The organism is Lichenicola cladoniae (genome assembly GCF_013201075.1).
Taxonomy (GTDB): domain Bacteria; phylum Pseudomonadota; class Alphaproteobacteria; order Acetobacterales; family Acetobacteraceae; genus Lichenicola; species Lichenicola cladoniae.
This window is the reverse complement of record NZ_CP053708.1, coordinates 1,107,529-1,134,289: the sequence shown is the minus strand read 5'-3', so window position 1 is coordinate 1,134,289 and position 26,761 is coordinate 1,107,529. Positions and strand designations below refer to the sequence as shown.

Annotated in this window: 22 protein-coding genes; 8 read left to right on the top strand and 14 right to left on the bottom strand. The window is 66.9% G+C overall.

Translation table 11 applies throughout. The features are described from left to right. Window positions 1-3 precede the first annotated feature (3 nt). A complete protein-coding gene (gene rplK, locus HN018_RS05150) occupies window positions 4-438 on the bottom strand; it encodes a 50S ribosomal protein L11 (RefSeq protein WP_171834505.1) in 435 nt (144 codons plus the stop codon). 159 nt (window positions 439-597) lie between these two features. On the opposite strand from rplK, the gene HN018_RS05145 reads away from it, so the two are divergent. Further along, a complete protein-coding gene (locus tag HN018_RS05145; RefSeq protein ID WP_171834504.1) occupies window positions 598-840 on the top strand; it encodes a hypothetical protein in 243 nt (80 codons plus the stop codon). A gap of 12 nt (window positions 841-852) precedes the next feature. Here the strand turns inward: HN018_RS05145 and HN018_RS05140 are convergent, their stop codons facing one another. The 5 genes from HN018_RS05140 to HN018_RS05120 form a co-directional block, all read right to left on the bottom strand. After that, window positions 853-1,611, bottom strand: coding sequence for an SDR family oxidoreductase (locus HN018_RS05140; RefSeq protein ID WP_171834954.1), 759 nt, complete (start codon window positions 1,609-1,611; stop codon window positions 853-855). Window positions 1,612-1,714: 103 nt separating this feature from the next. Beyond that, window positions 1,715-2,545 carry a DeoR/GlpR family DNA-binding transcription regulator gene (locus HN018_RS05135; RefSeq protein ID WP_171834503.1) on the bottom strand — a complete coding sequence of 277 codons (831 nt, stop codon included), beginning with the start codon at window positions 2,543-2,545 and terminating at the stop codon, window positions 1,715-1,717. A 76-nt stretch (window positions 2,546-2,621) separates the two neighbouring features. Next, window positions 2,622-3,653 carry a substrate-binding domain-containing protein gene (locus HN018_RS05130; RefSeq protein WP_171834502.1) on the bottom strand — a complete coding sequence of 344 codons (1,032 nt, stop codon included), beginning with the start codon at window positions 3,651-3,653 and terminating at the stop codon, window positions 2,622-2,624. Between the two features lie 32 nt (window positions 3,654-3,685). Continuing rightward, window positions 3,686-4,693 carry an ABC transporter permease gene (locus HN018_RS05125; RefSeq protein ID WP_171834501.1) on the bottom strand — a complete coding sequence of 336 codons (1,008 nt, stop codon included), beginning with the start codon at window positions 4,691-4,693 and terminating at the stop codon, window positions 3,686-3,688. Further along, window positions 4,680-6,245, bottom strand: a complete 1,566-nt coding sequence (locus HN018_RS05120; RefSeq protein ID WP_204259675.1) for a sugar ABC transporter ATP-binding protein — start codon at window positions 6,243-6,245, stop codon at window positions 4,680-4,682. Before HN018_RS05120 ends, HN018_RS05125 begins: the two co-directional genes overlap by 14 nt. Window positions 6,246-6,426: 181 nt before the next feature. Between HN018_RS05120 and HN018_RS05115 the strand changes: the two genes are divergently transcribed. The 5 genes from HN018_RS05115 to HN018_RS05095 all read left to right on the top strand — a co-directional run bounded on the left by HN018_RS05115 (window position 6,427) and on the right by HN018_RS05095 (window position 12,698). Then, window positions 6,427-8,145 carry a dihydroxyacetone kinase family protein gene (locus HN018_RS05115; RefSeq protein ID WP_171834500.1) on the top strand — a complete coding sequence of 573 codons (1,719 nt, stop codon included), beginning with the start codon at window positions 6,427-6,429 and terminating at the stop codon, window positions 8,143-8,145. A 91-nt stretch (window positions 8,146-8,236) separates the two neighbouring features. Beyond that, window positions 8,237-9,553 carry a glycosyltransferase gene (locus tag HN018_RS05110; RefSeq protein ID WP_171834499.1) on the top strand — a complete coding sequence of 439 codons (1,317 nt, stop codon included), beginning with the start codon at window positions 8,237-8,239 and terminating at the stop codon, window positions 9,551-9,553. Then, window positions 9,550-10,686 carry a hypothetical protein gene (locus HN018_RS05105; protein ID WP_171834498.1) on the top strand — a complete coding sequence of 379 codons (1,137 nt, stop codon included), beginning with the start codon at window positions 9,550-9,552 and terminating at the stop codon, window positions 10,684-10,686. Before HN018_RS05110 ends, HN018_RS05105 begins: the two co-directional genes overlap by 4 nt. Window positions 10,687-10,692: 6 nt before the next feature. Next, window positions 10,693-11,616: a galactosyltransferase-related protein gene (locus HN018_RS05100; RefSeq protein WP_171834497.1), complete on the top strand. Its 924-nt coding sequence runs from the start codon at window positions 10,693-10,695 to the stop codon at window positions 11,614-11,616. Then, entirely contained in the window at window positions 11,613-12,698 is a 1,086-nt protein-coding gene (locus HN018_RS05095; protein WP_171834496.1) for a glycosyltransferase, read from the top strand. Before HN018_RS05100 ends, HN018_RS05095 begins: the two co-directional genes overlap by 4 nt. On the opposite strand, the gene HN018_RS05090 is transcribed toward HN018_RS05095, so the two are convergent. From HN018_RS05090 to HN018_RS05060, 7 genes are all read right to left on the bottom strand, one after another. Beyond that, window positions 12,679-14,139: an efflux transporter outer membrane subunit gene (locus tag HN018_RS05090; protein WP_171834495.1), complete on the bottom strand. Its 1,461-nt coding sequence runs from the start codon at window positions 14,137-14,139 to the stop codon at window positions 12,679-12,681. The genes HN018_RS05095 and HN018_RS05090 overlap by 20 nt on opposite strands. Beyond that, entirely contained in the window at window positions 14,136-15,371 is a 1,236-nt protein-coding gene (locus HN018_RS05085; protein WP_239479028.1) for an efflux RND transporter periplasmic adaptor subunit, read from the bottom strand. Before HN018_RS05085 ends, HN018_RS05090 begins: the two co-directional genes overlap by 4 nt. Beyond that, on the bottom strand, window positions 15,368-18,547 hold the full coding sequence (locus HN018_RS05080; RefSeq protein WP_171834493.1) for an efflux RND transporter permease subunit: 3,180 nt from the start codon (window positions 18,545-18,547) through the stop codon (window positions 15,368-15,370). Before HN018_RS05080 ends, HN018_RS05085 begins: the two co-directional genes overlap by 4 nt. A 152-nt stretch (window positions 18,548-18,699) precedes the next feature. Next, entirely contained in the window at window positions 18,700-19,182 is a 483-nt protein-coding gene (locus HN018_RS05075; protein ID WP_171834492.1) for a hypothetical protein, read from the bottom strand. Window positions 19,183-19,317: 135 nt separating this feature from the next. Beyond that, window positions 19,318-20,718: a sensor histidine kinase gene (locus HN018_RS05070; RefSeq protein ID WP_171834491.1), complete on the bottom strand. Its 1,401-nt coding sequence runs from the start codon at window positions 20,716-20,718 to the stop codon at window positions 19,318-19,320. A 55-nt stretch (window positions 20,719-20,773) separates the two neighbouring features. After that, a complete protein-coding gene (locus tag HN018_RS05065) occupies window positions 20,774-21,526 on the bottom strand; it encodes a response regulator transcription factor (protein WP_171834490.1) in 753 nt (250 codons plus the stop codon). Window positions 21,527-21,589: 63 nt separating this feature from the next. Continuing rightward, window positions 21,590-22,792: a DNA recombination protein RmuC gene (locus HN018_RS05060; protein WP_171834489.1), complete on the bottom strand. Its 1,203-nt coding sequence runs from the start codon at window positions 22,790-22,792 to the stop codon at window positions 21,590-21,592. A 172-nt stretch (window positions 22,793-22,964) separates the two neighbouring features. Between HN018_RS05060 and HN018_RS28425 the strand changes: the two genes are divergently transcribed. Further along, window positions 22,965-24,329 carry a YXWGXW repeat-containing protein gene (locus HN018_RS28425; protein ID WP_204259674.1) on the top strand — a complete coding sequence of 455 codons (1,365 nt, stop codon included), beginning with the start codon at window positions 22,965-22,967 and terminating at the stop codon, window positions 24,327-24,329. Window positions 24,330-24,496: 167 nt separating this feature from the next. On the opposite strand, the gene HN018_RS05050 is transcribed toward HN018_RS28425, so the two are convergent. Then, on the bottom strand, window positions 24,497-25,693 hold the full coding sequence (locus HN018_RS05050) for an MFS transporter (protein WP_171834488.1): 1,197 nt from the start codon (window positions 25,691-25,693) through the stop codon (window positions 24,497-24,499). Between the two features lie 96 nt (window positions 25,694-25,789). Between HN018_RS05050 and HN018_RS05045 the strand changes: the two genes are divergently transcribed. After that, entirely contained in the window at window positions 25,790-26,716 is a 927-nt protein-coding gene (locus HN018_RS05045) for a LysR substrate-binding domain-containing protein (protein WP_171834487.1), read from the top strand. Window positions 26,717-26,761: the final 45 nt, after the last annotated feature.

The following is a 26,761-nucleotide window of genomic DNA, read 5'->3' as shown; positions in this document are numbered from 1 at the left end:
GTATCAGCCCTCCACCACGGTCAGACCCATCGACTTGGCGGAACCCGCAAGCATGCGGATGGCGCCGTCGATGTCGCTGGCATTCATGTCCTTCATCTTCTCGAGCGCGATCTCGCGAAGCTGCGAGGTCGTCACGCGGCCGACGGCTGCACCTTTGCCGACGGTCGGGCTGCCCTTGGACACCTTGGCTGCCTTGAGCAGGAAGTAGGTGTTCGGCGGCGTCTTGGTGATGAACGTGAAGGTCCGGTCACCGAATGCGGTGATCACCACCGGGATCGGCATGCCGGGCTCGAGGCCCTGGGTGGCGGCATTGAACTCCTTGCAGAACTGCATGATGTTCAGGCCGCGCTGACCGAGTGCCGGACCGACCGGCGGGGACGGATTCGCCTTGCCGGCAGGGATTTGCAACTTGATGTAGCCAACGATCTTTTTGGCCATATCCTGGGCTCCTTATAGATGCCAGGACCGCGGTTCATGCGACGTCCGCCGGTCAAGCCGACAAATGTCTCCCGCGCTCCGTAAGAGGGAGGCGGGCCTTTAGCGCGCCCGGTTCTTCTTTGCAACCCAAATCACCCAACCAGGTCAGGACAAGCCCAAGTGGCGACGACGACGCAGATTATCTACCAGCCCTATGTGAAGGGCCCACGCGGCAGCCTGAAAGCCGGACAGGCCATTCCTTGCGCTTCCGCGGATGCCGGGCTGGTACGAGCCGAACGCGCACTGGCGAACGGCTCGATCCTCGGTGCCCGCATCGTCCGCATGTCGCATGACGACGACGCGGAGATGTTCGCAGACCCGGAATATCTGGGCCAGGTCGGCCAGGTACCGGACGTCGACTGAAGGCCGCCCCGCCTACTGGATCGTGAAGCCGCCATCGACGACGAGGTTCTCGCCGTTGACCATGCCGGCGGCGCCACTGGCGAGGTAGAGCGCCGCCATCGCGATCTCTTCGGGCTGGGCGAAGCGGCGGGTCGGTATCTGGCGCTTCAGCGCCTCGCCGACCTCGCCGGCCCAGGCCTTCTTGCCGAGCTCGGTTTCCACCACGGTCGGGCTGATCGCATTGACGGTTATCCCGCGCGGGCCCCACTCGAGCGCCAGCACCTTGGTCATGCTGACGATCGCAGCCTTGGAGGCGCAATAGGCAACGTGGCCGTCGATGGCGACGATTGCGGCCTGGCTGGCCAGGTTGACGATCCGGCCGCTGCCGGCCTTCAGCATTTCCCGGCCGACCATCTGCGACACCAGGAACGGCGCGCGGAGATTGATCGCCATGGTCAGGTCCCAGTCATCGACGGTCAGGCTGTCCGCCGGTGCCAGCCGGGCGACGCCGGCATTGTTCACCAGCACGTCGATCCGCCCGTAGCGCTCGATGATCGAGGCAACAGCCTGTTCCAGCGCCGACTTGCTGGTGACGTCCGCTACCAGCCCGAGATGGCCGCTACCGGCCAGGGTCGAGGCAACCGCGCCGACACCGGGATCGCGGTCCAGCAGGACCAGTTGCGCGCCCCGTTCAGCGAACAGCGTCGCCACGGCACGCCCAATTCCGGCAGCACCGCCGGTGACCAGGACGGTCTTGCCGGTGAAGTCGAAGGCGGCATCGAAGGCAGACATACTCACGATGGATATCCTTGAGAGACCGTTCAGAAAGCCGTTGTGCCGGGAACGAGCCCCGGGACCACGATGATTGCGTCGGATCGCAGGCACCCTAGCATCGTCAGGCCGCCCCCTGCGCCATGTCGGAGGCCGGCTCGCCGGCGATGTGCAGAGTGACGCCGGCGTTCAGCAACTCTGCACGCATCCGGGGATCGAGGCCGTCGTCGGTCAGCACGACGTCGAATTCGGACAGGGCCGCCAGCCGGTTCAGGGCGGTCGCGCCGAACTTGGCACTGCCGACCATCAGGATGCGACGATCGACGATCGCCATCAGCGCGCGCTTGGTTTTCACCACATCCTGGTCCTGGTGATAGGCGGCGAGACCGAACACCGTCGAGCTCGACATGAACAGCGTGTTGGCGCGCAGCGAGGCGATCGCCTGTTCGCAGACCAGGCCGAAGAACGCATCGAAGGTCGGGAAATAGTCGCCGCCGAGGCAAATCACCTTCACGCCATGCAGGCGGCACAGCGCCTGCACCACGCCCAGACTGTTGGTGAGCACGGTCAGCGGCACCAGGGCCGGCAGCAGCGGCAGCAAGGCCGCCGCGGTCGTGGAATCGTCGATGATGATGGCCTGGCCCGGCTCGATGAACTGGACGGCAGCCCGGGCAAGGGCCTGCTTTTCATGCCCCGCCACATGCTCGCGCACCCGGATGTCGGTCTCGACCAGCGAGGACGGGCGCATGGTGACCCCGCCATGCACCTTGCGGACCAGCCCGTGCCCGGCAAGGTCGTCGAGATCGCGATGCACCGTCATGCGGCTGATGCGGAAGCGAGCCGCCAGTTCGTCGACCTGCGCGGATCCGGCTTCGGCGACGGCGTCCAGCATCATGCGCCGGCGCCGCGTCACGTTGGGCGTGGTCTGCTTCTCGAAAGCGGCAGGGGACTCCATCAAACTCCCGAACCTCTCGAGGCTCCGATCCTGCAGAAGCGACGGGCGACGATGATGCCGCCCGTCATGACGAGGCCTACTGCTCGGCGTAGTTGCCGGACACCAGGTTCTTCTTGATCAGTGCGGGCAGTTCGGTGGTGAACTTCGACGGGTTTCCGTAAAGCTGGTCGTAGTAATGCGCCACGTTCGCCTTGGTGATCTCGGGCATCACGAACATCGCGACCTTCGGCACGTCCTTGCCGTTGATGTGGTCGACCGCGACCTGCACCGCCATCCCGAGCTCGAGCGGACCATCCTGCAGGTTGGTCTCGAGCAGGGTGCCGTCGCGGACCGCGCGCATGCCGTCCTTGATGCCGTCGACGGCGGTCACCGGGATCTTGCCGGCAAGCCCCTTCTCGCGCATCGCCTGGATCGCGCCGATCGCCATGTCGTCATTCTCGGAGATCACGCCGTTGATCTTGGTGCCGTAGCGCGACAGCCAGTCCTGCATGACCGAATAGGCCTGGTTGCGGGCCCAGTTGCCGGGCTGCATCGCCAGCAGCTTCACATCCGGATACTTGGCCAGGATGTTCTTGATACCCTTGGTGCGGTCGATCTCGCCGGACTGGCCGAGCGGGCCCTGGATGACGACGATATTGCCCTTGTGGTCGATCGCATCGACGAGGTGCTGCGCCTCCTGCTCGCCGGCCTTCACGTCGTCGGGACCGACATACGAGACGGCGTTCTTCATCACCGAGTCCGTCGCGGTGAGGTTCACGATCACCACCGGAATGCCGGCGGCCTTGGCGGCCTCGACTTGTGGCCCGAGCGTCGAGGAATTCACCGGCGCGATGATGATCGCGTCGACCTTCTGATTGATGAACTGCTGGATCTGCGAGATCTGCGCGTTCACGTCCATGTGGCCGGAGTTCCACAGCACCGAGGCGCCGTTGGCCTTGGCGATCGCTTCGGCACCACCCTTACCGAGCGAGATGAACGAGCTCATGTCGTAGACGGTGTAGCCGATCACCGGATGCGCCTTGTCGGCGAGGGCCGGTGCCGCCGAGAACGCGATGCCGGCGAGCACGCTGCAGCCCGCCAGCAGCGTCTTGAAAGAATGGCGGATCATGATGGTTTCTCCTGGAGATTTTATTGTTGTCGTCAGTCGTCGGTACGGTGGGTCAGGCTGTCGACGAACACCGCGCCGATGATGATCAGGCCCTTCACGATCAGCTGGTAGAAGGGCGAGACGTTGATGATGTTGAGGCCGTTATCGAGCACGCCGATGATCAGGAACCCGAACACCGTGCCGAGCATCGATCCGCGACCGCCGGCCAGGCTGATCCCGCCGATCACCGCGGCGGCGATCGCGTTCAGCTCGTAGCCGGTGCCGGTGCTGGCGATGCCGGCGGTGGCGCGTGCCGCAAGCAGCACACCGGCCACGCCCGCCATGGCGCCGGCGATGGTATAGACGGTGAAGCGGATCCCGCGCAGGCCGACGCCGGCGACGCGCGCCGCGTGTGGATTTCCACCGACCGCATAGACGTGCATGCCGAATTTCGTGCGGGCGAGCACGATCCAGGACAGCACCACCACGACGATCGAGACCGCGACCGGGATCGAGAATCCGCCGAGCGTGCCCGAGAGACCGAGGAACTGGTCTGACAGGCCCGAAATCGGCTGGCCCTCGCTGAACACGAAGGCAAGGCCCGATGCCACGGTCATGTTGCCGAGCGTGGCGACGAACGGCGGCACCTTGGCGAAGGCGACCAGCGCACCATTGAAGGCACCGATCGCGGCACCGGCGAGCACGCCGAGCACCACCGCCTCGGCGCAGGTCATCGCACCGTCATTCTGTGCGAACAGCGCCGCCACCACGCCGGAGAGCCCGACCACGCTGCCGACCGAAAGATCGATACCGCCGGTCAGGATCACGAAGGTGGCGCCGGTGGCGAGCAGCGCGTTGGCCGCCACCTGGATCAGGATGACGTTCATGTTGGACACGGTCATGAACGACCGGTTCGACAAAGCCAGCGTGACCAGGAACAGCCCGAGAATGATCACCAGCGAATAGCGCAGGGCGAACCGCCGCACCGACTTCGCGTCGAACTGGGGACGGCTACCCGGAGGCGGCAGTATGGTGGGGGGTGCCGTCTCAGTGAGTTGCATCGTTGGTTCTCCCCATCGCCAGCCGCAGGATCCGTTCCTGGTCCAGCTCGTCCTTCTTCAGTTCGCCCATGATCGCGCCGCCACGGATGACCAGCACGCGATGCGACAGGTTGATCAGCTCCGGCATGTCCGACGATGCCAGCAGGATCGCGACGCCCTGCGCGGCCAGATCGTTGATCAGCTTGTACAGCTCGGAGCGCGCACCGATATCGATGCCGCGCGTCGGCTCGTCCAGGATCAGCACGCGCGGCAGGTCAGTCACCAGCCACCGCGCCAGCGCCACCTTCTGCTGATTGCCGCCGGACAGGTGGCCCACACGCTGCCCGAGGCTGGCGTAGGCCACGCGCGTCCGCTTGAGCACATCGAGTGCACTCGTCCGCCTGGCGCCGTTATCCATCCACCCGCCGGGCCCGGTGAAGCTATCGAGATGCGGCAGGGTGATGTTGTCGAGAATGGACAGCGACGTCAGCACGCCGGCCAGCTTGCGATCCTCCGGCACCATGGCGATGCCGCGCTCGATCGACTGGTCCATGTGACCCAGGCGAAGCGACTTGCCGTCCAGCGTGACGGTGCCGGTTGCGGCACGCAGGCCGAAAATCGCCTCCAGCAACTCACTGCGCCCGGCGCCGACGAGGCCGCCGAAACCGAGGATCTCGCCGGCGCGTACCGCGAACGAGATACGCGAATCGTAGCCCGTCACATGCAGGTCCCGCACGTCGAGCACCGGCGCCGCATCACGCAACGTCGCCGGACGGTCGGGAAACAGTTCGGTGATCTCGCGCCCGACCATGTCGGCGATGATCTGCCGCTCGGTCAGGTCCACGGTCTGGTCGTGCCGGATGATGGCGCCGTCGCGCATGATCGCCACGGTGTCCGAGATCGCCTCGATCTCCTCCATCCGGTGGCTGGTGTAGAGAATGCAGGTGCCGCGATCGCGAAGCAGCCGGATGACCCGGAACAGCTGCTCGGTCTCGCGCGACGAGAGCGACGAGGACGGCTCGTCCATCAGCACGATCCGGCTGTCCCACGACGTCGCCTTCAATATCTCGACCATCTGGGTAGCCGCAACGCCGAGGCTCTTCATCGGCATGGTCGGATCGAGATCGAGCCCGACCCCGGCCAGCAGCGTCTGCGCCTGGGCGATCATCTCGCGCCGGCGGATCAGGCCCAGCGGGCCGGTCGTTTCATGACCGATCAGCAGGTTCTGCCAAAGGCGCATCTCCGGGATCGGCGCGAGCTCCTGCGGGATGATCGACACGCCCATCGCCTGGGCCGCCTTCGGGTCGAAGCGGCGGACCGTTTCGCCGAACAGCGAAATGGTGCCGGCATCCGGCGTAAGCTGTCCCGAAATGAGCTTGAACAGGGTCGACTTCCCGGCTCCGTTCTCGCCGGCGAGAACATTGACCGTACCCGGCATGAAGCGAGCCGAGATACCGCGCAGCACCGGGACGCCGTCGAAACCCTTGCTCAAGCCTGCGCAGACGATTGCCGGGCCGTCGGCCGGTCGCTGATCCGCACGAGCGGGCTGGGCCGCCGCTGCAACTGAAGACACGACGCTACTCCCCCGCTCCCGTTCATCCGGGGACCGCTAGTTGGGAAGACCGTAACACGGAGATGAAACGGGGCAAGGGTTATAACAGGGAGTTGTTACGATCGCATCATTTGTCTCACTGACGATTAGATGGGATCAGGGCTCGACGGACCGCAGCCTCCCTGTTCCAGGACAACACCCGATGACCCATCTGTTCGACAAGCCGGACACTTTCGCCGCCGATGCGATGCGCGGCTATTGCGACGTCCATGCCAGGACCGTGCGGCTGACCCAGGGCGGCGTGCTACGCGCGACCCCGACGCCGCAGGGCAAGGTCGCCGTCGTGGTGGGTGGCGGCAGCGGCCATTATCCCGCCTTCGCCGGCTATGTCGGCCAGGGCTTCGCCGATGCCGCGGTAACCGGCGACGTGTTCGCATCCCCCTCGACCCGGTTCATCCGCTCGGTCGCTGTGAAGGCACATCGCGGCGCCGGCATCCTGCTCGGCTACGGCAACTATGCCGGCGACGTGCTGAATTTCGGAATGGCGGCCGAGCAGTTGCGCGGCGACGGCATCGACGTGCGGCCGCTGGCGATCACCGACGACGTGGCGAGCGCACCGGCGGACAACCAGGCCAGGCGACGCGGCGTCGCCGGCGACCTCGCGGTGTTCAAGATCGCCGGTGCCGCGGCGGAAGCCGGCAAGCCGCTCGACGAGGTCGAACGCCTGGCACGGCTGGCCAACGCAAGAACGCGCTCGTTCGGCGTGGCGTTCGCCGGCTGCACGCTGCCGGGCGCCGAGGCGCCCTTGTTCGCCGTGCCGCCCGGCCAGATGGCGATCGGGCTCGGCATCCACGGCGAGCCGGGCATCGAGGAAACCCCGATCCTCGGCGCTTCGGAAATCGCCGCGTTGCTGGTGCAGCGGTTGCTGGACGAGGTTCCGGCACAAGCCGGACAACGCGTCGCCGTGATCCTGAATGGTCTCGGCAGCACCAAGCACGAGGAACTGTTCGTGCTGTGGGTCGCGGTGGCGGCATTGCTGCGCGATGCGGGGCTGACGCTGGTGGCGCCGCTGGTGGGCGAGTTCATGACCAGTCTCGACATGGAAGGCTGCTCGCTGACCCTGACCTGGCTCGATGACGAGCTGGAGCCGCTGTGGCTGGCACCGTGCGACACGGCGACGCTGCGCATCGGTGCCGACGAGGGGCTGGTCTCGGTGGAGGCCGTGCCCGACGTCGCAGAAGAGGAGCGCACGAGCTGGCCACCCGCAAGCACCGCCTCGGCGGCACAGGGTCGCCTGATCGCGGATGGCATGGCGTTCCTGGCGGCAGCTTTGGCAAGCGCCGAGGACGAGCTCGGGCGGATCGACGCCAAGGCCGGCGATGGCGACCACGGCCAGGGCATGACGCGTGGTTCGACGGCGGCGGCAGCGGCGGCACAGGCGGCGGCGACGGCCGGGGCCGGGGCCGCCAGCGTGCTCGGAGCGGCTGCCGATGCCTGGGCGGACCGGGCCGGCGGCACCTCCGGGGTGATCTGGGGACTGGGGCTGCGCTCGGCCAGCCAGTGCCTGAGCGATGAGGCGCCGGTCGATGCCGGTCAGGTCGCGGCCGGTGCCAAGAAGGCGCTCGACAGCATCACCGCGCTCGGCGGCGCGAAGCCCGGGGACAAGACCCTGGTCGACGCGCTCGATCCGTTCGTCCGGACCCTGTCGGCATCGGTCGACGCCGGGTTGCCACTGGCGGCAGCCTGGGCTGCTGCCAGCAAGGAAGCGACCCGCGCCTCCGATGCAACCGCCAGGCTGACGCCGCGGCTCGGCCGGGCCAGCATCATCGCCGAACGCAGCCGCGGGCACCGCGACGCGGGCGCCGTATCGCTGGCGCTTGCAGCGAGTACGATCCACGCCCTGCTCGACTTCCCGACCTGATCACGCAGGCCTTACCGCGCACCCGAAGGGGTGCGCCTCGAGCTTCTTGATCCTGATCCGAACCCTTTTGCGGAGCTGACGTTACGGCCCGGTGACAGGGGAAAACCTATTCATCGTGCATCTGGCACTCGGCGGATGCCTCAAGGCACCGCCGGTCAGATTTGGCGCGACCGCGGATACCGGCGGGCATATCGCCTACGTGCTCGATGCGGCGTTCGCGCAGGCACGACTGTCTTCCGTCGCGAAAATCTCGATCGTGACGCGACTGTTCGACGACAAGCAGCTGGGCGCCGAACACGCACTCCCCTCCGAGCCGGCTGGCCCGAAGATCACCATCGACCGTGTGCCGACGGCCAGGCGTGCCTATCTCGAGAAGGAGGCGCTGGCTGCCGACCTTCCGGCCTTCACCGAAGCGTTCTGCAGCCACCTGGCAAGGCTGCCGCGGCTGCCCGACATCATCCATGCCCATTTCGCCGATGCCGCCGCCATCGCGCTGGCCGCACGCGCACGGTTCGACATTCCGGTCGTCTTCACGCCGCACTCGCTCGGGATCGACAAGCGGGTGCAGCATTCCGTCTGCAGCGTCCTCGAGGAACGCATCGGCGGCGAGCGCCATGCGATCGCCATGGCGGATGCGATCATCGTCTCCACGCGCGATGAGGCCGACCACCAGATCCACGCCTATGGCATTGCCGATGCGGCCTCCCGCATTCACTGCCTGCCCCCCGGCGTGCCCCACCGTGAACGTCCACGATCGTCGTCGCTCCTTATCGCGCGACTGGCCGAGTGCCTGCACGACCCGCACAAGCCGATCGTGCTGGCGATCGCACGGCCGGTCGCCAAGAAGAACCTGGCCGCACTCGTACGAGCCTTTACGGCGACGCCCGGGCTGGCCGAGACGGCGAACCTCGTGATCCTGGCAGGCCAGCGTGGCGGAAGCCGATCGTCCACCGAGGAACGTGAGGTTCTGCTGGAACTCGATTGCCTCTGCACCGACTGGGGTCTGTATGGGCGGGTGGCGCTGCCGCCCCGGCATGAGTCCGGCGACGTCGTCGCTCTTTATCAGCGGGCCGCGCAGGGTGGCGTTTTCGTGAACCCGGCATTGCATGAACCGTTCGGGCTGACATTGATCGAGGCGGCGGCGGCGGGGGTTCCGGTGGTCGCCACGCGCAATGGCGGTCCGGGCGAGATCGTCGAGACGATCGGGCACGGTATCCTGGTCGATCCTCTGGACGATGCGGCGATCGGTTCGGCGTGCCTGCGGATCGTTTCGGACGCTTCTCTGCACGACCGGCTGTCACGGGCGGCGCTGCGAAACATCGGTGCCTACGACTGGTCGAATTACGCCCGACGGTCGGTCTCCCTCTACGCAATGCTGGGTCGGGCATATCGGGCCGCAGCGGCATGAAGCGGCCGTTCGGCTATTTCGCGCACCATCAGGGCCGTGGTCATGCCGAACGCTGCGCCGCCATCGCGCACGCGCTGCCGGCGGACCGGCCGCTGGTCATCTTCTGTGCCCGCGACGACATCTTCCCGCCGCTTCCCGGAAACGCGGCGATCGTCGTCATCCCGTCGCTGTTCGAGCCGCGCGGCGACGAGGCGGCAACGATGGATCATGTGCCGACCCCATCGACGCTGCATTGCGCGCCCCTCGGCTGGCCGTCGATCCGCCGGGCGATGGCGACGATCGTCGCCTGGTTCGATGCCGCGGATCCGGCACTGATGATCTGCGACGTGTCGGCGGAAATCGCGCAGCTCGCGCGGATCTGCAGCGTACCGCACGTGAAGGTGCTGCAGCACGGCGATCGCGGCGACGCGGGCCACCGCGCTGCCTATGACGGCGCGGCGGGGCTGCTGGCGCCGTTCCACGCGGCGCTGGCCCAGCCGGAATGGGACGCGGCGATGCGTGCGCGGACCTGCTTCGCGGGCGGGCTGGGCGTCGATACCGGACGCGTCGAGCGCCGGGCGGCGCGGCGGCGGATCGGCGTGGGACCGGACGAGGAGTTGATCCTGGTGATGGCCGGCGCAGGCGGCAGCGGCTTCAGCCAGGCCGCACTCGGCGTCGGCGCGCGCTCGCGCCCGGGTGCACGCTGGATCACGATCGGCCCGGTCGAACGCGACTGGCATGCGACCGAGCCCGCCAACATCGAACATCGCGGCTGGGTGAAGAACGCCGTGGCGCATGTCGGCGCCGCCGACCTGGTGATCGCGTCGACCGGCAACACCACCTGCCAGCAGATCCTGGCGGCATCGCGTCCGTGGCTCGCAGTCCCGGAGTGGCGATACTTCGATGAACAGCATCGAAAGGCCGAGGCGCTGGCCGCCGCCGGCGTCGCGTGCGTCCGGCCACACCTGCCGTCCTCGGCGGATGCCTGGCGGCAGGCGCTCGCGGAAACGCTGTCGGGCCATCGGCCGGATGCGCAGCGCGCAATGATCGAGGAGCGGCCGGCGGACAAGGCCGCTGCCTGGCTCGAACAGCTGGCGACCAGCCTGTGGCCGCAGGTCGCCGCCACCTCACCTTCGTTGCTCACGGGAGCCTGAACACACATGAATACCGTATCGGTCGTGACGTTGGCCAAGGGGCGGCCGGACCATCTGCGCAACGTCGTTCTCGGCCTGAGCCGCCAGGACCGGGCGCCGGCCGAGCTGATCGTCGCGGTGATGCAGGACGAAACCTACGAGCTTCCCGCAGCATCTTTCCCGATCCGTCAGATCCTAATCGCCGACGAGCTTCTGCCGCTGGCGGCAGCGCGCAACGCCGCTGCACGCGCCGCGTCGGGCGACATGCTGGTGTTTCTCGACATGGACTGCATTCCGGCACCGACGCTGATCTCCGACTACGCAGCCGGGCTCGCAATACTCGACGGGCTGCTGATGGGCGAGGTGATGTATTTGCCGAGCGGAGCCACGAGGGAGGGATGGAGCTTCGACGATTTCGCGTCGGTCGCGGTCAGGCATTCCGACCGGCGAGGACCGCCGTCCGAGGGGATCGAACGCTGCAGCGATTATCGCTGCTTCTGGTCGCTGAACTTCGCGATGCGGCGGAAGACCTTCCTGGAGGCGGGCGGCTTCGACGAGCGCTATCGCGGCTATGGCGGCGAAGATACCGACTTCGGAAAGGTGCTCGACCGCAAAGGCATCGCGATCGCCTGGATGAAGGGCGGCCTCGCCTATCACCAGCATCATCAGCACCACATGCCACCGGTCCATCATCTCGACAGCGTCGTGCGCAATGCGCAGGTGTTCGAAGCCAAGTGGGGCTACCGGACCATGGGGCACTGGCTCTACGCGTTCCGCCTGATGGGGCTGATCGACGATGCGCCGGGCGCGCCGATCCGGATCCTGCGCCGTCCCGATGCGGCGGATCTGGCGCTGACCGGGCAGCAGGGCCACCAGCCCTACACCAACACCACCAGCGTGATCCGGACGCTGGAAGACCGTGCAGCGCCGGCTGCGTATGCGGCCGCGTGAGGATCGCGCTGCTGGCCCATGTGCGCCAGCCGATCGCGGAGCCGTTCATGGGCGGAATGGAAGCCCATAGCTGGCATCTTGCCGCCGGCCTCATGGCGCGCGGACACGAAGTGGTGCTGTTCGCCGCCGGGGACAGCGACCCGCGCTTCGCGATCGACCCGGTGTTGGGCGAACATTACGAACGCACGTTTCCATGGGCGGAACATCGCGGCTGCGCGCCGCTCATCGCGCATGTCGATGCCGGTTACGAAGCCGCGTGCGACCGCATCGCCGCCGGCGGGTTCGACGTCGTTCACAACAACAGCCTGCATCGTTTCCCGCTCCAGCGCGCCCGCACCGATGTCGCGCCCACGGTCACTTCGCTGCATGTGCCGCCGTTCGATGCGCTGCACTGGTTCGTGAAGGACAGCGCCGGACCCGCGCATCGGCTCACCGTCACGTCGGCGGGACAGATGCATGCGTGGTGGCCGGGCGGTGCGCCTGCGGAGGCATCGATCCTCTATAACGGCATCGACCCGGCTGCCTGGCCGTTCCAGGCGACGGGCGACGGCAGCGCGGTCTGGTGCGGCCGGATCACGCCGAACAAGGGCACCCACCTGGCGGTGGAAGCCGCACAGCGCAGTGGAATTGCGCTCACCTTGTTCGGCACCATCGAGGACCCGGTCTATTGGGAAGCGCTGGTCAAGCCGGCGATCACCGGTGGCATCCGCTACGGCGGCCATCTGCATGCCGCCTCGCTCGCGCCCGAACTCGCCCGTGCATCGGTATTCCTGTTCACGCCGTGCTGGGACGAACCGTTCGGCCTGGTGGCGATCGAGGCGATGGCGTGCGGCCTGCCGGTCGCCAGCATCGACATGGGCGCGGCCCGCGAGGTGATTGCCGAAGCGGGCAGCTTCGCGCCTCCGGACGATGCCGCCGCTCTCGCGCTGGCGATCCCGTCCGCGATGGCGATCGACCGCTGCATACCGCATAGGCGGGTGATGGAATTGTTCACCCGCGACATCTGGCTCAGCGCCTGCGAACGCCTTTACGACGAGGCGCGCAGGGGGGGCCGCGCTGCGTTCAGAGGGCGACCGGGTTGAACGGCAGCACGCCATTCTCGGTCGGCAGCTCTGCGCTGGTCCAGCCGCCGCCCAGGGCGCGGATCAGTGCGACAGAGGCCTGCAGGTGCTGGGTCTGCACCTGCACCAGGGCGATCCGCGCGGTCAGCGCCGCGACCTGGGCCACCACCGCATCGAGATAGTTGGTGAGCCCACCGGTGTAGAGCTGCAGGGTGATCGCCTGCGCCTTCTCCGCCGACGACACTGCCTGGGTCTGCTGCAGCGCCTCGGCCTGCAGCTGCGAGGTCAGGGTCAGCCCGTCCTCGACTTCCTGGAATGCGGACAGCACGACGGACCGGTAATTATCCCGGGTCTGTGCGTACTGCGACCAGCTCCGCTGCAACTCGGCGCGACGCAGGCCGCCTTCGAACAGCGGCAGCATCGCTTGGGCGCCGATCGTCCAGAGGCTGTTGGGCAAGCTGGCAAGATTGAAGCCGGTATCCTGGAAACCACCGAGCAGGCTGATGTTGATGTCGGGATAGAAGGCCGCCCTGGCGATGCCGATGCCGGCATTCCCCGCGGCCATCTGCCGCTCCGCGACGGCGATGTCGGGGCGGCGTTGCAGCAGGACGGACGGCACGCTGGGCGGGATCAGCGGCACTGCCAGACGCGCTTCGCTCTCGACCGGGATGACGAACGCGCTCGGCGTGACGCCGACCAGCACCGCGATGGCATGCTGCAGTACCGCGCGCTGGGCCGCGATCCCGGTTTCCAGAGCCACCGTCGAGAAAAGCTGGGTCTGTGCGCGGGACACGTCCAGGCCGGACGCGATCTTGCCGGCCAGCCGCAGCTTGGTGATGTCGACCGTCTGGCGATAGAAGCCGATCGACTGGCGGTAGACCGCATCCTGGCTGTCGAGGCCGCGCAACGCGACATAATCGTCCGCGAGTTCGGCCTGCAGGCTGAGGCGAGCATTTGCCAGGTTTGCCGCACTCGACTGCGCCAATCGCTTCTGCACCCGGGTCTGGTTGCGTATCCGGCTCCAGAAATCCGGCTCCCAGGATGCTGTTCCCTGGATCTCGTTGGACGACGCCTCGTTCGGCCCGCTGCTGGTGGTGCGATAGAGCCGATGGTCGGACTGCTTGTTGTCGGTGGTCGAACCGTCCACGCCGATCTGCGGGAACAGGTTCGCGCGCGCTTCCGCGGCGAGGTCGCGCGCCTGGGTATATTGCTCGGCGATCGCCGCGAGATCCGGATTACCGGCTGCGGCCTGGGTCTCGAGCTGGTTCAGCAACGGGTCGCCGAACATCGTCCACCATGGACCGCGCGGCAGCGTGTCGGCGGGATGCGCGATCCCGAACGGGCCGGAACCGGCATAGCTCGCCGGCAGGACGTAGGTCGGCGGTGCATAGTGCGGTGCCAGGTCGCATCCGGCGAGCAACGGCAACAGGACGAACATGCGCCCGAGCGAAAGCCTGCTCATCGGCGAACACCTTCCTCCGGCACCGGCTCGGGCGCGGGCTGGGCGCTTGCGGCAGAATATCCATGCACCGGCTCGACCACCTTCACGGTTTCGCCTTCGAGCAGGCCCATCGATGGATTGTTGACGATCCGATCGGTCTTCTTGATCCCGGACAGGATCTGTACCGCGGTTCCAAGATTGCGGCCGAGCGTGACGGCCTGCAGATGCACCCGCCCCTGCCCGTCGAGCAGCGCTACCTGCATCCCCTGCGCCCGGAACAGCAGCGCCTGTTCTGGCACGATGAGGATATGCGGATCGGCCGGCACCGAGAAATGAACGCTCACATAGGTGCCCGGCCACAACTCGTGGTTCAGGTTCTTGATCGTCAGTTCGGTCACCACGGTGCGGGTCTGCGGATTGATCGCGTTCGCCGAGGTCAGGAACTGCGCCGTGTAGAGCTTGCCGGGCGCCTGCGGCAGGCTCAGCGTTGCCGTCAGCCCGGGCTTCAGGATGTCGGCATAATCCTGCGGGATCGAGACGAACACCCGCAGCTCGTGAATGTCGGCGACGCTGAACAGCTCGGACGCCGCCCCTTTCGATCCCACGTCGCCGCCTGCCGCATTCACGTAATCGCCGACGTCCGTCAGCCGAGAGGTTACGACACCGTCGAACGGCGACACCACGTTCTTGAACGAGACCAGCGCCTGGTAACGCGCGACATCCTGCTGTGCCGCCTCCACCAGCGCCTTCTGCACCGTCGCGTTCGCGGTCTGCTGGTCGACATCCTGCTGCGACACCGCCTGCGTGCCGGCCAGCGCCTGCCAGCGTTTTGCGGTGACTTCCGCAAGGCGGTCGCGGGCCTGCGCCACCGCCAGGTTGGCGCGGGCAGCCTGGAACTGCGCATCGATGGTCGGGCTGTCGATCACGGCGAGCAGTTCGCCGGCCTTCACCGTGGCGCCGTAATCCTTGAACCACATCTTCACGTAGCCGGCGACCTGAGCGTAGATCGGCGCCTCGTACCAGGCATGGATATTACCCGGCAGCGTCAGCTCCCGGAGCGGTGGTGCCGACTTCGGGCTGATGATCTCGACCCGTGGGATCGAGGCGTCGTCGGCCCGGACCGTCAGGTCGGCCAGCGCGCTTTCACGCGACCAGATCCCGAAGGCTGCCAACCCGACCGCCAGGCAGAGGCCGAGGATCACCACGCGGCCACCCCGGCCGGCTTTCCGTTTTTGCAGTCCGGCACCGTTCACGCGGGCTCTCCTTCGACAGGCTTGTTCCGGTGCAGGATCGCAAATACGCATGGCACGAACAGCAGGGTTGCAAACGTCGCCACCAGCAGGCCACCGATCACGGCCCGGCCCAGCGGCGCGTTCTGGGTATTGCTGAACGACATCGGCAGCATGCCGATGATCATTGCCAGCGCCGTCATCAGCACAGGGCGGATACGGCCGTAGCCGGCCTCGATCGCCGCGCGGACCGCATCGCCGTGTTCGGCCAACCGCTCGCGGGCGAACGAGATCACCAGGATCGAATTGGCGGTAGCGGTGCCCATGCACATGATCGCGCCGGTCAGCGCCGGCACCGACAGGGTGGTGTGGGTCAGGAACAGGCTCCAGGCGATACCGGCGAGTGCTGCCGGCAGTGCCGTGATGATGACGAACGGGTCCACCCAGGACTGGAAGTTCACCACGATCACCAGGTAGATCAGCACGATCGACAAAGCGAGGCCGGCGAGCAACTGGGCGTAGGCGCTGTGCATCGTCGTGGCTTGCCCTCGCACGGTGATGCTGGCGCCGTGCGGCAGGCTCGGCTGCATGTCGCGTACGATGGTCGCGACGGCGTCGCTGACCCCGCCGAGATCGCGTCCCTCGGCATTGGCGTAGATGTCGATCACCGGCAGGATCGAATAGTGCGACACGACCCCCGGCGTCCCGGTCTGCACGATACGCGAGAGGCCCCCCAGCAACTGCGGCGCCTGGCCGCTGGGGTTGCCATCGCCCTTGTCGACCGGAATGGTCTCCAGGTCGTTCATAGTAGTGAGTTGGGTTTGCGGCGTCTGGATATTCACCGAGTGGGATACGCCGCTCTTGACGTCGAGCCAGTAGGTCGGCGCCACCTGGCCGCTGCCGGACAGGGTCGCCAGCGCGGTGTTGGCGATATCGGATTCGGTGAGACCGGTGCCGAGCGCAAACGAACGGCGTGAATTGATGCGCAGAGTCGGTTCGCCCATCACCTGCTGAATGCGCACGTCGGCAGCACCGGGGATGTGCTTCAGCCGCGCCATCATGCGGGTGGCAAACGCGAAATTGGAGTCCAGGTCACGTCCGGTGATCTGCACATCGATCGGCGACGGCAGACCGAAATTCAGGATTTTCGCGGTGATGTCGCCGGGCAGGAAGGTGAATTCGGTGCCCGGAAAGCGCTCGGTCAGGCCGGCGCGCAGCAGCTGGCGGTCGCGTTTCACCGGCGAGGCCGGGTTATCCAGCAGGATGGTTATGTCGCAATCCTGGCTGCCGACGGTGCCGGTGGCGCTGTAGGCCTGGTTGATGCCGCTGACCGGCTGGCCGCAATTCGCCAGGATGCTGGCGACGTGGCCGGGCAGCAGCGTGCGGATCTGCTGGTCGACCAGGACCGAGATCTTGCCGCTCTCCTCGAGCCGCGTGCCGATCGGCGCACGCATGTGCATGTCGATCTCGTCGGAGCGGATGCCGGGGAAAAAATCCTGGCCGACGAATGCCAGCAGTCCCAGCGACAACAGCGCCACGCCCAGGAACCCGGACGCGAACAGGCCGCGACGCAGCACCAGCCTCTCGAGCAGGATCCGGTACCATTCCCTGAACCGGGTGAAGCGCTGCTCGAAACCGCGCTGGAACCGCGTGAACGGCCCGGGCCGCTTGGAATGGTCCGGGTTGCGGTGGGCGTCCACCTGCGCCTGCAGCAGCCAGGCTGCCATGGTTGGCACCAGTGTGCGCGACAGGATGAACGAGGCGACCATCGCGAACACGATCGCTTCCGCCAGTGGCAGGAACAGGTAGCCGGCGACCCCACCGAGCTGGAACAGCGGCAGCCAGACGATGCAGATGCACAGCGTCGACACGAAGGTCGGCACCACGATCTGGTTCGCCGCATCGATGATCGCGAGTTCCAGCCCCTTGGCATTGCCGTCGGCTTCGCCGTGCTCGAGATGACTGTCGATGTTCTCGATCATCACCGTGGCATCGTCGACCAGGATGCCGACCGCCAGCGCGAGGCCGCCCAGGGTCATGACGTTGATGGTCTGGCCGAACCAGGACAGCGCCAGGATCGAGCACAGGATCGATAGCGGGATCGAGGTCGCGATGATCAGCGTCGACCGCCAGCTTCCCAGGAACAGCAGCACCACCAGCCCGGTCAGGCAGGCCGCGGTCACCATCTCCTGCAGCACGTCCTCGACGGAATCCCTGACGAAACTGGATGCATCGTTGAGCGGCGTGATGCTGACGCCGGCCGGCAGTGTCGCAATCACCCCAGGCAGCTTTGCCTTGATCCCCTTGACGACGTCGAGCGTGGACGCATCGCCGGTTTTCAGGACCTCGATCAGGACCGACTGGTGGCCCTGCACCAGTACCATGTTCTGCTGCGGCGTGCCGCCGCGATGCACCCAGGCGACATCGCGAAGATACACCACGGTGTCCCCGACCTGCTTGATCGGCAGGTCGTTGAAGGTCGCGATCGCGATCGGGGTCGCGTTGGTTTCGACCATGTAGTCGATCGCCCCGATCTTCTGGTCGCCGGCCGGCAGCACGATGTTCTGGGTCGCGAGCGCGCGGCCGACGTCGGTGGCCGACAACCCATGCGCCAGCAGTTCGGTCTGGTTGAGGTCCACCTCGACAACGCTGGACGAGCCACCATAAGGCGTCGGGATCGCGGTGCCCGGCACCGCCACCAGTGCGGGCCGGATCAGGTTCGACGCCATGTCGTAGACTTCGGACGCGGTCATCGTGGTGGACGAGATCTGCAGGTCGAGGACGGGCACGGACGATGCGTCGAAGGCCAGCACCTGCGGTGGGGTGATGCCGGCCGGCATCTGCTTGATGACGGTCTGCGAGATCGAGGTGATCTGCGACTGGGCCGCCGAAACATCGGTGCCTGGCTGGAAGAAGATCTTTACGATGCCGCGGCCGTATAGGGACTGGCTTTCGATGTGCTCGATATTGCTGACCGTCGCGGTCAGCGCGCGTTCGTAATAATAGATGACGCGGCCCGACATGTCCTGCGGCATCAGGCCGTTATAGGTCCAGACGACCGCAACGACCGGAACCCTGATGCCGGGGAAAATGTCGGTGGGGGTCTTGATGACCGCGATCGTGCCGAACAGCAGGATCAGGATTGCCATGACGACGAAGGTGTAGGGCCGCTTGAGTGCTACGACGACGAGCGCATTCATGTGCGGAACGTATCCGCTCGGGCCCTGGAGCCTGCTGGTCTGCCGTGCCGCATCGTCAGCCCCTTCGCCGCCTACCGAGGCTGGTAGTCGACGATCAGGGCCGGACCAATGAAATTAGCGTTTAGGAATGACCGCTACCGACCGAGCCCGGCTCAGCGGCCGCCATGCCCGCCGCCGCCATGACCACCACCGCCGCCACCCCCGTGGAAACCGCCGCCGCCGCCATGAAAGCCACCGCCACCGCCGTGGAACCCGCCGCCACCGTAGCCCCGGCCGCCATAGCCCCGGCCATACCCGCCGCCGTAGCCTCGGCCATACCCGCCGCGATAGCCGCCCCAGCCGCGACCATAGCCGCCATATCCGAAGCCATAGCCACCATAGCCGAAGCCGCCATAGCCAAGCCCGTAGCCGCCATAACCGAGGCCATAGCCGCTCCAGGCGGGCCCATAGCCCCAGCCGGACCAGTAGCCGCCATACCCGCCATAACTACCGTACGGATAGCCGCCGTAGCCGTATGTCCCGGCGTAGCCGGTGTATCCGCTATAGCCGTCGGGATAATAAGCGCAGCCGGACAGGCTGACGGCGACGGCCGATGCGGCGATAAAGCCCAAGGATCTGGATGACGGTCTCGGCATGGAAGATCTCCCCGAATAGGCAAACATTACGCGCGCATACCTTGAACGCATGAGTTGCCGCCGTGGATCAGGCCGGACAAGCCGTCCACGTGTAGCTGATTGTGACAGGCGGCCATTCCGGCCTGGCATCGGACTCTATATGGGCACGTCGGCGGCCAGGCGGGGGAATATCACTTCGAACACGGCGCCGGCGCAGTCGCCGCCCCGCGTGGCATCCGAGACGAGGATCCGCGCCGAATGCAGCCTGACGATGGCAGCAACCAGGCTGAGGCCGAGGCCGCTGCCGGGAATGTGCCTGCTCTTGTCGGACCGGTAGAACCGCGCGAGCACAGCCTGCTGCTCCTTCTCGGCGATCCCGACGCCGGTGTCGGCCACCCGAAGCACCGGCCCATCGCGTCCCGAATGGGTGGACACGCTGACCGTGCCGCCGGACGGGGTGAACTTGATGGCATTGTCGACCAGGTTGGCGGCCAGCTCGATCAGCAGGTCGCGATCGCCGACCAGCGGCACGCTGTCTCCCGGCTCGAGCACCAGGCGGTTTCCGGCCGCCTCCGCCAGCGGCTCGTAGAGTTCGACGATGTCGATCGCGATCTGGTGCAGGTCGAGCGGCACGAAGCCGCCGCGCCGCCGCCCGTTATCGATCTCGCCTATCCGCAGGAGCGCGGTGATGATCGCAAAACACTGGTCGAGGTCGATGATCGCGCGGTCGATCCCGGCCTCCAGCTCACGCGGCTGCTGCGGCCGCAGGCGCGTGCGGTCCAGCCCGGCCCGCACCCGGGCGAGCGGGGTGCGGAGGTCGTGCGCGATGTCGTCGCCGACGCCCTTGATCTCGTCGAGCAGCCGCTCGAGCCGGTCCAACATGCGGTTCACGCTGACCGCAAGCCGCTCCATCTCGTCGCGGCCGGGCCCGGTCCGGACCGGCAGCCGCTCGTGCAGCCCACCTTCCATGATCCGGTCGATCGCCAGCTGCATCCGCCCGACCCTGACCAGGCCGCGGCGGCTGAGCCAGATGCCGGCCAGCAGCGAGAAGGCGAGTGCCGGGATCAGGCACGTTTCGAGCGCCTGCAGGACGATGCTGCGGATCTGCTGCAGGTCGCGCAAGCCCCGGCCGATGACCAGTATCCGCCCGCCCGGCACAGGCAGCGCCTCCGCACGGATCAGGCGCTCGCCCTGGTCGCTCGGATGCACGGTGATCTCGCGGATGCCGCCATCGACCGGCAATGTCTCGGGCCAGGTGGTCAGGTTGCCGGCGATCGCCTTCCGGTCGGCATCGAACAGCCCAGCCGCGGTGATCAGCAGGCGCAGGTCGTTGGTCTGCCAGAGCCGCATCTGCTCCCGCAGGTCTGCGGGGGTCTGCGCCGCCATCAGGGCCGCCTCGCGGTCCAGCAACCGATCCGCGCGCTCCACCTCGTAGGCCGTGGTGCGCCAGTAGATCAGCGAGAACTGCAGCACGGTCACGCCGGCCAGGATGACCGATGATCCCAGCGCCAGCCGGAACGCCGCGGTCGAGAACATTTCTGGCAGGTATCGGCGCATCCGGTGCTGCTAACACATTCCCCGGCGGTTCTTCAGCAACGGACCGGCGGGATCGTCAGTCGACCTCGACCCGAAGCATGAACCCGGCGCCGCGGATGCTCTGGATCAGCGGGATCTCGTCCGGCGGGTCGATCTTGCGGCGCAGCTTGCCGATATGCACGTCGACCAGGTTGGTCTGCGGGATGAAGCGGTAGTGCCAGACATCCTCCAGCAGCATGTCGCGGGTCAGCACCTGGTTCGGCCGGCGGACCATGTATTCCAGCAGCCGGAATTCGCGAGGCAGCAGATCGACCGTGCGGTGTGCGCGCCTGACGCTGCGCTCGATCAGGTCCATCTCGATTGGCCCGGCGCGGAGGACGGTCTCGCGCGTGCTGGGATTGTCCGCGGGACGGCGCAGCAAGGCATCGAGCCGGGCCGCGAGTTCCTCCATCGCGAACGGCTTGGTCAGGTAGTCGTCGCCGCCGGCCTTCAATCCGCCGACCCGGTCGTCGACCGCGGACAGCGCGCTCAGCACCAGCACCGGCGTGTTGACCGAGGCCGCGCGAAGACGCTCCAGCACCGCCAGCCCATCCAGTTCCGGCAACAGCCGGTCCAGCACCAGGACATCGAAGCACCCGCTCAATGCCAGCTCCAGGCCAGCGGAGCCGGTTGCGGCATGGACGACGGTGAACCCACGAAGCGACAGTTCCTCGGTAACGTCCTGCGCGATGCGGGCATCGTCCTCGACCAGCAGCACCCGGCGCCCAGGCGCCGCTGGCGGCTGGCTTGCAAAAGGGTCCTCGATCGGGCGGTCGGATGAAGACGTCATACCCTGACAGATGGGGGGAGCAGACGCGCGGGACCAGTCGGCTCGGTGCGAAAGGCCTCGATCTCAGTCGATCGGCAGCGCGGTCGTTTCATGCTCGTCGAGCTCCAGCAGCGCGGACGCGGCCTCGGAGTCCAGCGCCTCGACCTCCCGCAGCTTGCGCCCGACCACGCGGGTACGGCGACGCGCCTCCTCGATCACGTTGGCCATCGACGAGGCGTTGCGACCCAGCCGCTCCAGCACCTGGTCCATGCGGATCATTTCCTGGCGCGTGGCACCGAGCAGGTGGCCGATGGATTCCGCCTTCTCTTCCAGCGCCAGCGTCACGTAGCCGAGGTGGATGGTGCGCAGCAGCGCCGGGATCAGGCTCGGCCCCATGATCAGGACCCGACACGTACGTCCGACCTCGTCGATCAGGCCGGGCACCCGCGCCACTTCCGCGTACAGCCCGTCGGTCGGCAGATAGAGCACCGCGAACTCCACCGTCACCGGCGGCAGGATGTATTTGGCGGCGATCTTGCGCGCCTCCAGCCTGATCAGGGCCTCCAGCGTGCGCCTGGCAGAGCGTTCGCCGTCGGGATCGACCGCATCGACCGCGGCCAGCAACCGTTCGTACGCCTCGGTCGGGAACTTGGAATCGATCGCCAGCAACGGGGGCTTGCCGCCACGCATCGGCATGCGGATCGCGAACTCGACCACCTCCGAGCTGGTGTCGCTGAGCTTGCGGTTGGTCTCGTACGCCCCCGGTGGCAGCACGTCGTCGAGGATCGCCCGGAGCTGCGCCTCGCCCCAGCCGCCACGGGTTTTCACGTTGCTGAACAGCCGCTTGAGATCGCCGATCTGCGCGGTCATCGCCGACACCTCGCCCATCGCCTTCTGCACCGAGGCGAACTGCTCGAGCACGCGCTGGAAACTGGTCTGCATCTGCTTCTCGACGGCGGCATGCAGCTGCTCGTTCACCGAGGCCTGGATCATCGAGAGGCGCAGGGCGCTCTGATCCGCCATCTCCCGCAGCGATGCCGACATCGCCAGCCTTGCCTCGCCCTGCTCGCGGGCGATGGTGGTGGTGAGGCCGCCGAGGCGCTCCTCCATCTCCAGCCGGATCCGACCGAGCCGGTCGGCGATCTCGCGTTCCAGCCGCTCGAACCGGTGCAGCGTGTCGTCCTCGCGTCCGGCCGACAGGAGCAGCAGGCGCAGGACCAGGAGGGAGACGATGAGCGACGCGATCGCGCCGGTGGCGGCCAGCAGGCCGAGAAGATCGAACGACATCGCCGACACGTAGCAGCGGCACCCGAGTCGCGAATGCCGCGATTCGCGTTGCCCGGGAGGCCGACGCAAAACCGCCATGATCACGGACCAGTGATCGACGATGATGATGACTGGCCGGCGGTCGCCGGGATGAACCAGACCGGCGGTCGCCGGAATGATTAAGGAACCGTGGATGACACGCAGCTTCTGGGCCAGCGTCCTGCTGATGGCCCTGATGACCATCGCCACGTACCGGACCGCCGGAGCCGGCGCACTTCCCGATCAAAGCATCGGCGTCAGCAATTTCCGCGGGACCGGCCGGCTACCGCTGTTCGTCTCGCGCGACTGGTCGAAGCCCCAGTACGACATCACCCGGGCGGTCATCACCATCCATGGCGAGCAGCGGGACGCCGACACCACCGACAGCATTGCGCAGGCCGGCCTCGCAAAGGCGGGGCCTGCCGGGCTCGGCACGCTGCTGGTCACGCCGCTGTTCCCGGACGATGACGACCGGCCCGCGGCGGACACGCTGCGCTGGCACCACAACGAGTGGATGGACGGACAGATGGCGTCGGCTCCGGCGGCGCTGAGCTCGTTCGACGCGATGGATGCGATCATCGCCCGGCTGTCCGACCACAGCCTGTTCCCGGCGCTGAAGACGATCGTGCTGGTCGGTCACTCCGGCGGTGGCCAGTTCGTGCAGCGCTACGCGGTACTGACGCACGGCGAGGCACGCGCGGCACAGGCAGGCATCGCCATGCGCTACGTGATCGCCAACCCGTCCTCCTATGCCTATTTCAGCCCGGACCGGCCGACCGAGGCAGGCGGGTTCACGCCCTACCCGCTCGACCAGTGCCACCGGTTCAATCGCTGGAAATACGGGCTCGAGGACCTGCCGATCTACGGCGGCGATGCGCGGCCCAGCGAGCTCGAGCGCGACTACGTCCAGCGCGACATCGAGTATCTACTGGGCACGCTCGATACCGATCCGGACAGGACCGCCATCGACAAATCCTGTGGCGCCGAGGCGCAGGGACCGAACCGGTATGAGCGCGGCCACGACTACTTCCGGTATCTCCAGGCCCGCCACCCGAGCGATCTCCGGCAGCAGCTGCACGACGTGCCGGGCGTCGGCCACGACACCAGCGGCATGCTAACGTCGGACTGCGCGCTCGCCGCGATCTACGACGCCCCGCTCTGTGGCCGCAGGCCGGCGGCGACGGCGGTCGTGACGACGGCGCCACCCGTCACGGTCCATGGCGGATCCGAGCCTGCGGCGCACCCGCAACCGGTCACGGTGACACCGGGATTGCGGATCCACCACCATCCACGCCCGCTACCCCGGCCGCGCACCGAGCGGCGCAGGGCCGCGCCCGCGTCCGGCTATGCCTGGCAGCCCGGCGGCTGGAACTGGAACGGCTACGACTATGTCTGGCTTCCCGGCCGGTGGGTGCAGAAGCGTGCGGTCTCCCGTCACGTCGCACGGCCGATCTACGAGCCGCCACACTGGCAGTATGATGGTGACGACTGGATCTGGGTGCCGGCCCATTGGGAATGACGGGCGGCCACCCCCGCACATCCCGGACGATGGGCGTACCAGTTTGCAGGTATGGGATTTTCCTGAGCGCTGCACGGGATCGATCGCAACCGGAACACCGGTGGATCGGTTTCCCGGCCTGCCCACGTCGTGGAGGTCCCCATCGGCACTGGCGTGGTGCATCCGCTTCAGGGCGATTTCAGGAACGGCCTTAGCGCGAGCACCAGGGGAATGATCAGCGCCGCGGTCGCCGCCGCGGTGAGGATACCGACAGTCTGGTTGCTGTGATCTGCGATCGCACCGTAGAGGATCGGCGCGAAGCCGCCCGACCCGATCACGCTGGTATAGAAGATGGCGAAGGCTCTTCCGGTATTACCGTTCGGCGCCAGTTCCGGGACCGTCCCGTAGAGCACGGATGACGTCCCGTTAAGGAAGATGCCGAGCAGCGGGAGAATCACCAGCATCGGCATCAAGGGCATGAACAAGGTCGTGGTCATCAGGATCGCGGTCGCAGCTTCGGTTGCGAGGACGGTGCCTGCGACGCCCAGATATTGTCCGAGCCGGCCGCAGGCCGCCTTGCCCAACGCACCGCCGATGAAAAGCAACGCGAGACCGATGCCCACCGTCGCCGATGTCCCGCCTCGGCCATGGATGAGGAACGGGAGGAAGAGCAGATATCCCATGCGTGTCGCGGTATCGAGCGCGCCGATGGAGGTCAGCAGAGTGAAACCCGCACTTCGTCGATCCACTCCGGACTTTTCCGCAGCACCTCGGGCGACCGGGAATCTCGCCGGTGCCAGAAACAGCAGCCCGAATGTTGCGGCCAGTCCGAGCGCTGCCATCATACCGATCACCGGACGCCAGGCGAGGAGCGGCAAGAGCAAGGCGGCGATGGCGGGGAGCGTTGCCTTCCCGATATCACCCGAGAAGTTGTAGATGCTGAGCGGCCCGCGCGACGCTCCCCCGTAGGTATCGGTAACCAGTTGCGACGCGCGCGGATGCTGAATGCTCGATCCCAGCCCGGCCACGATCAGCCCGACACAGAGGCCGGCAAAGCCGAACGGCAGTGCCATGATCAGGAAGCCCGCAGACGCGATCAGGGTGGAAAGTGCCAGCGTCGACCGTGGCGACAGGCGTCGCAGCACCATGTCGCCCGGCAGTTGCAGGCCTCCCATGGTTCCGTAATAGAGCGCACGCACGACGGCGAGACCGGCATAGGAGAGGCCGAACTCCGCTTGCCAGACCGGCATGAACGCATAGAGACCATCGGTGTAGCCGTCATGCAGGGCATGGGCGAGGCAGGCGGCCAGCAGGTTGCGCGATCTCGGTGACGGGCCCGGCGCCGTCGCCCGGCGGGTGTCATGTGTCGGGTCGATAATCTGCATTCTGTCGTCGAACTCCTCGCAGCATTCTAGACATGTGCGTTCGATGAAAATAGAAGGCTATAATTCACCATACCCGTCAGCTTTCCTCACGGTTTCATGCGCCATCTGCCACCACTCAATGCTCTCCGCGTATTCGAGGTCGCAGCCCGCACTGGCAGCTACGCCGAAGCGGCGTCCGAACTCGGCCTGACGCATGGCGCGGTGAGCCGGCAGATCGGAGCCCTGGAGCGCTGGCTGGGCCAGCGTCTTTTCGTGAAAGCCGGCCGGCGCATGGTGGTGACGCCGATCGCCAGCGTGTTCGCGGCCGAGGTAAGCCTCTCCTTCCATCGTCTGGCCGAAGCTGCCGAGGCGTGCGGACGGCCCGGCGTGCGCAGGATCCTCCGGGTGAGCGCCCCGACCAGCTTTGCCATGCGCTGGCTGATACCGCGTCTACGAAGGTTCCACGCTGCACATCCGGATGTGGAAGTCGCCGTAACAACGGTCTCGGCGGTTCATGAGGAGTTGCGCGGCGGCTTCGACGTGGCGGTGCGGCAGGGTGTTGCAACCGACGATGCCTGGCCACAGCACATCGCCGTTCCGGTCCTCGAGAACGCCGACACGTTGATCATGAGCCCGGCACTGTTCGAGCGTCGGCCGATCAGCAAGCCTGTGGACGTCGAAGGGCATCTGCTGCTGGCCAGCGAGACACGACCTGGAGACTGGACCGACTGGCTCGAGGCGGCCGGCGTCTCTCATCTTGCCGGCCATGACAGGCAGGTTTTCGACCATTTCTTCGTCACCCGGCAAGCGGTCGAGGATGGAATTGGCATCGGTATCGGACCCATGCCGATGCTGGACATCGACATCGCTGCCGGACGGCTGATGACTCCCCTGCCAGGCATCCGGGTAACGCGGACCGGTTACGTGGCTCTGAGACCTCGTCACCTGGACAATGCAGCCCTGCCCGCTACCTTTGTCGATTGGCTGGCGGCCGAAGGATTCAACCGGACGGCTTGCCGCCCATCGTGCCCGGACATCCCGTAGGCGGCAGCGCCGACACCGACCCATCTTTCGCCCAAGGATCATGCC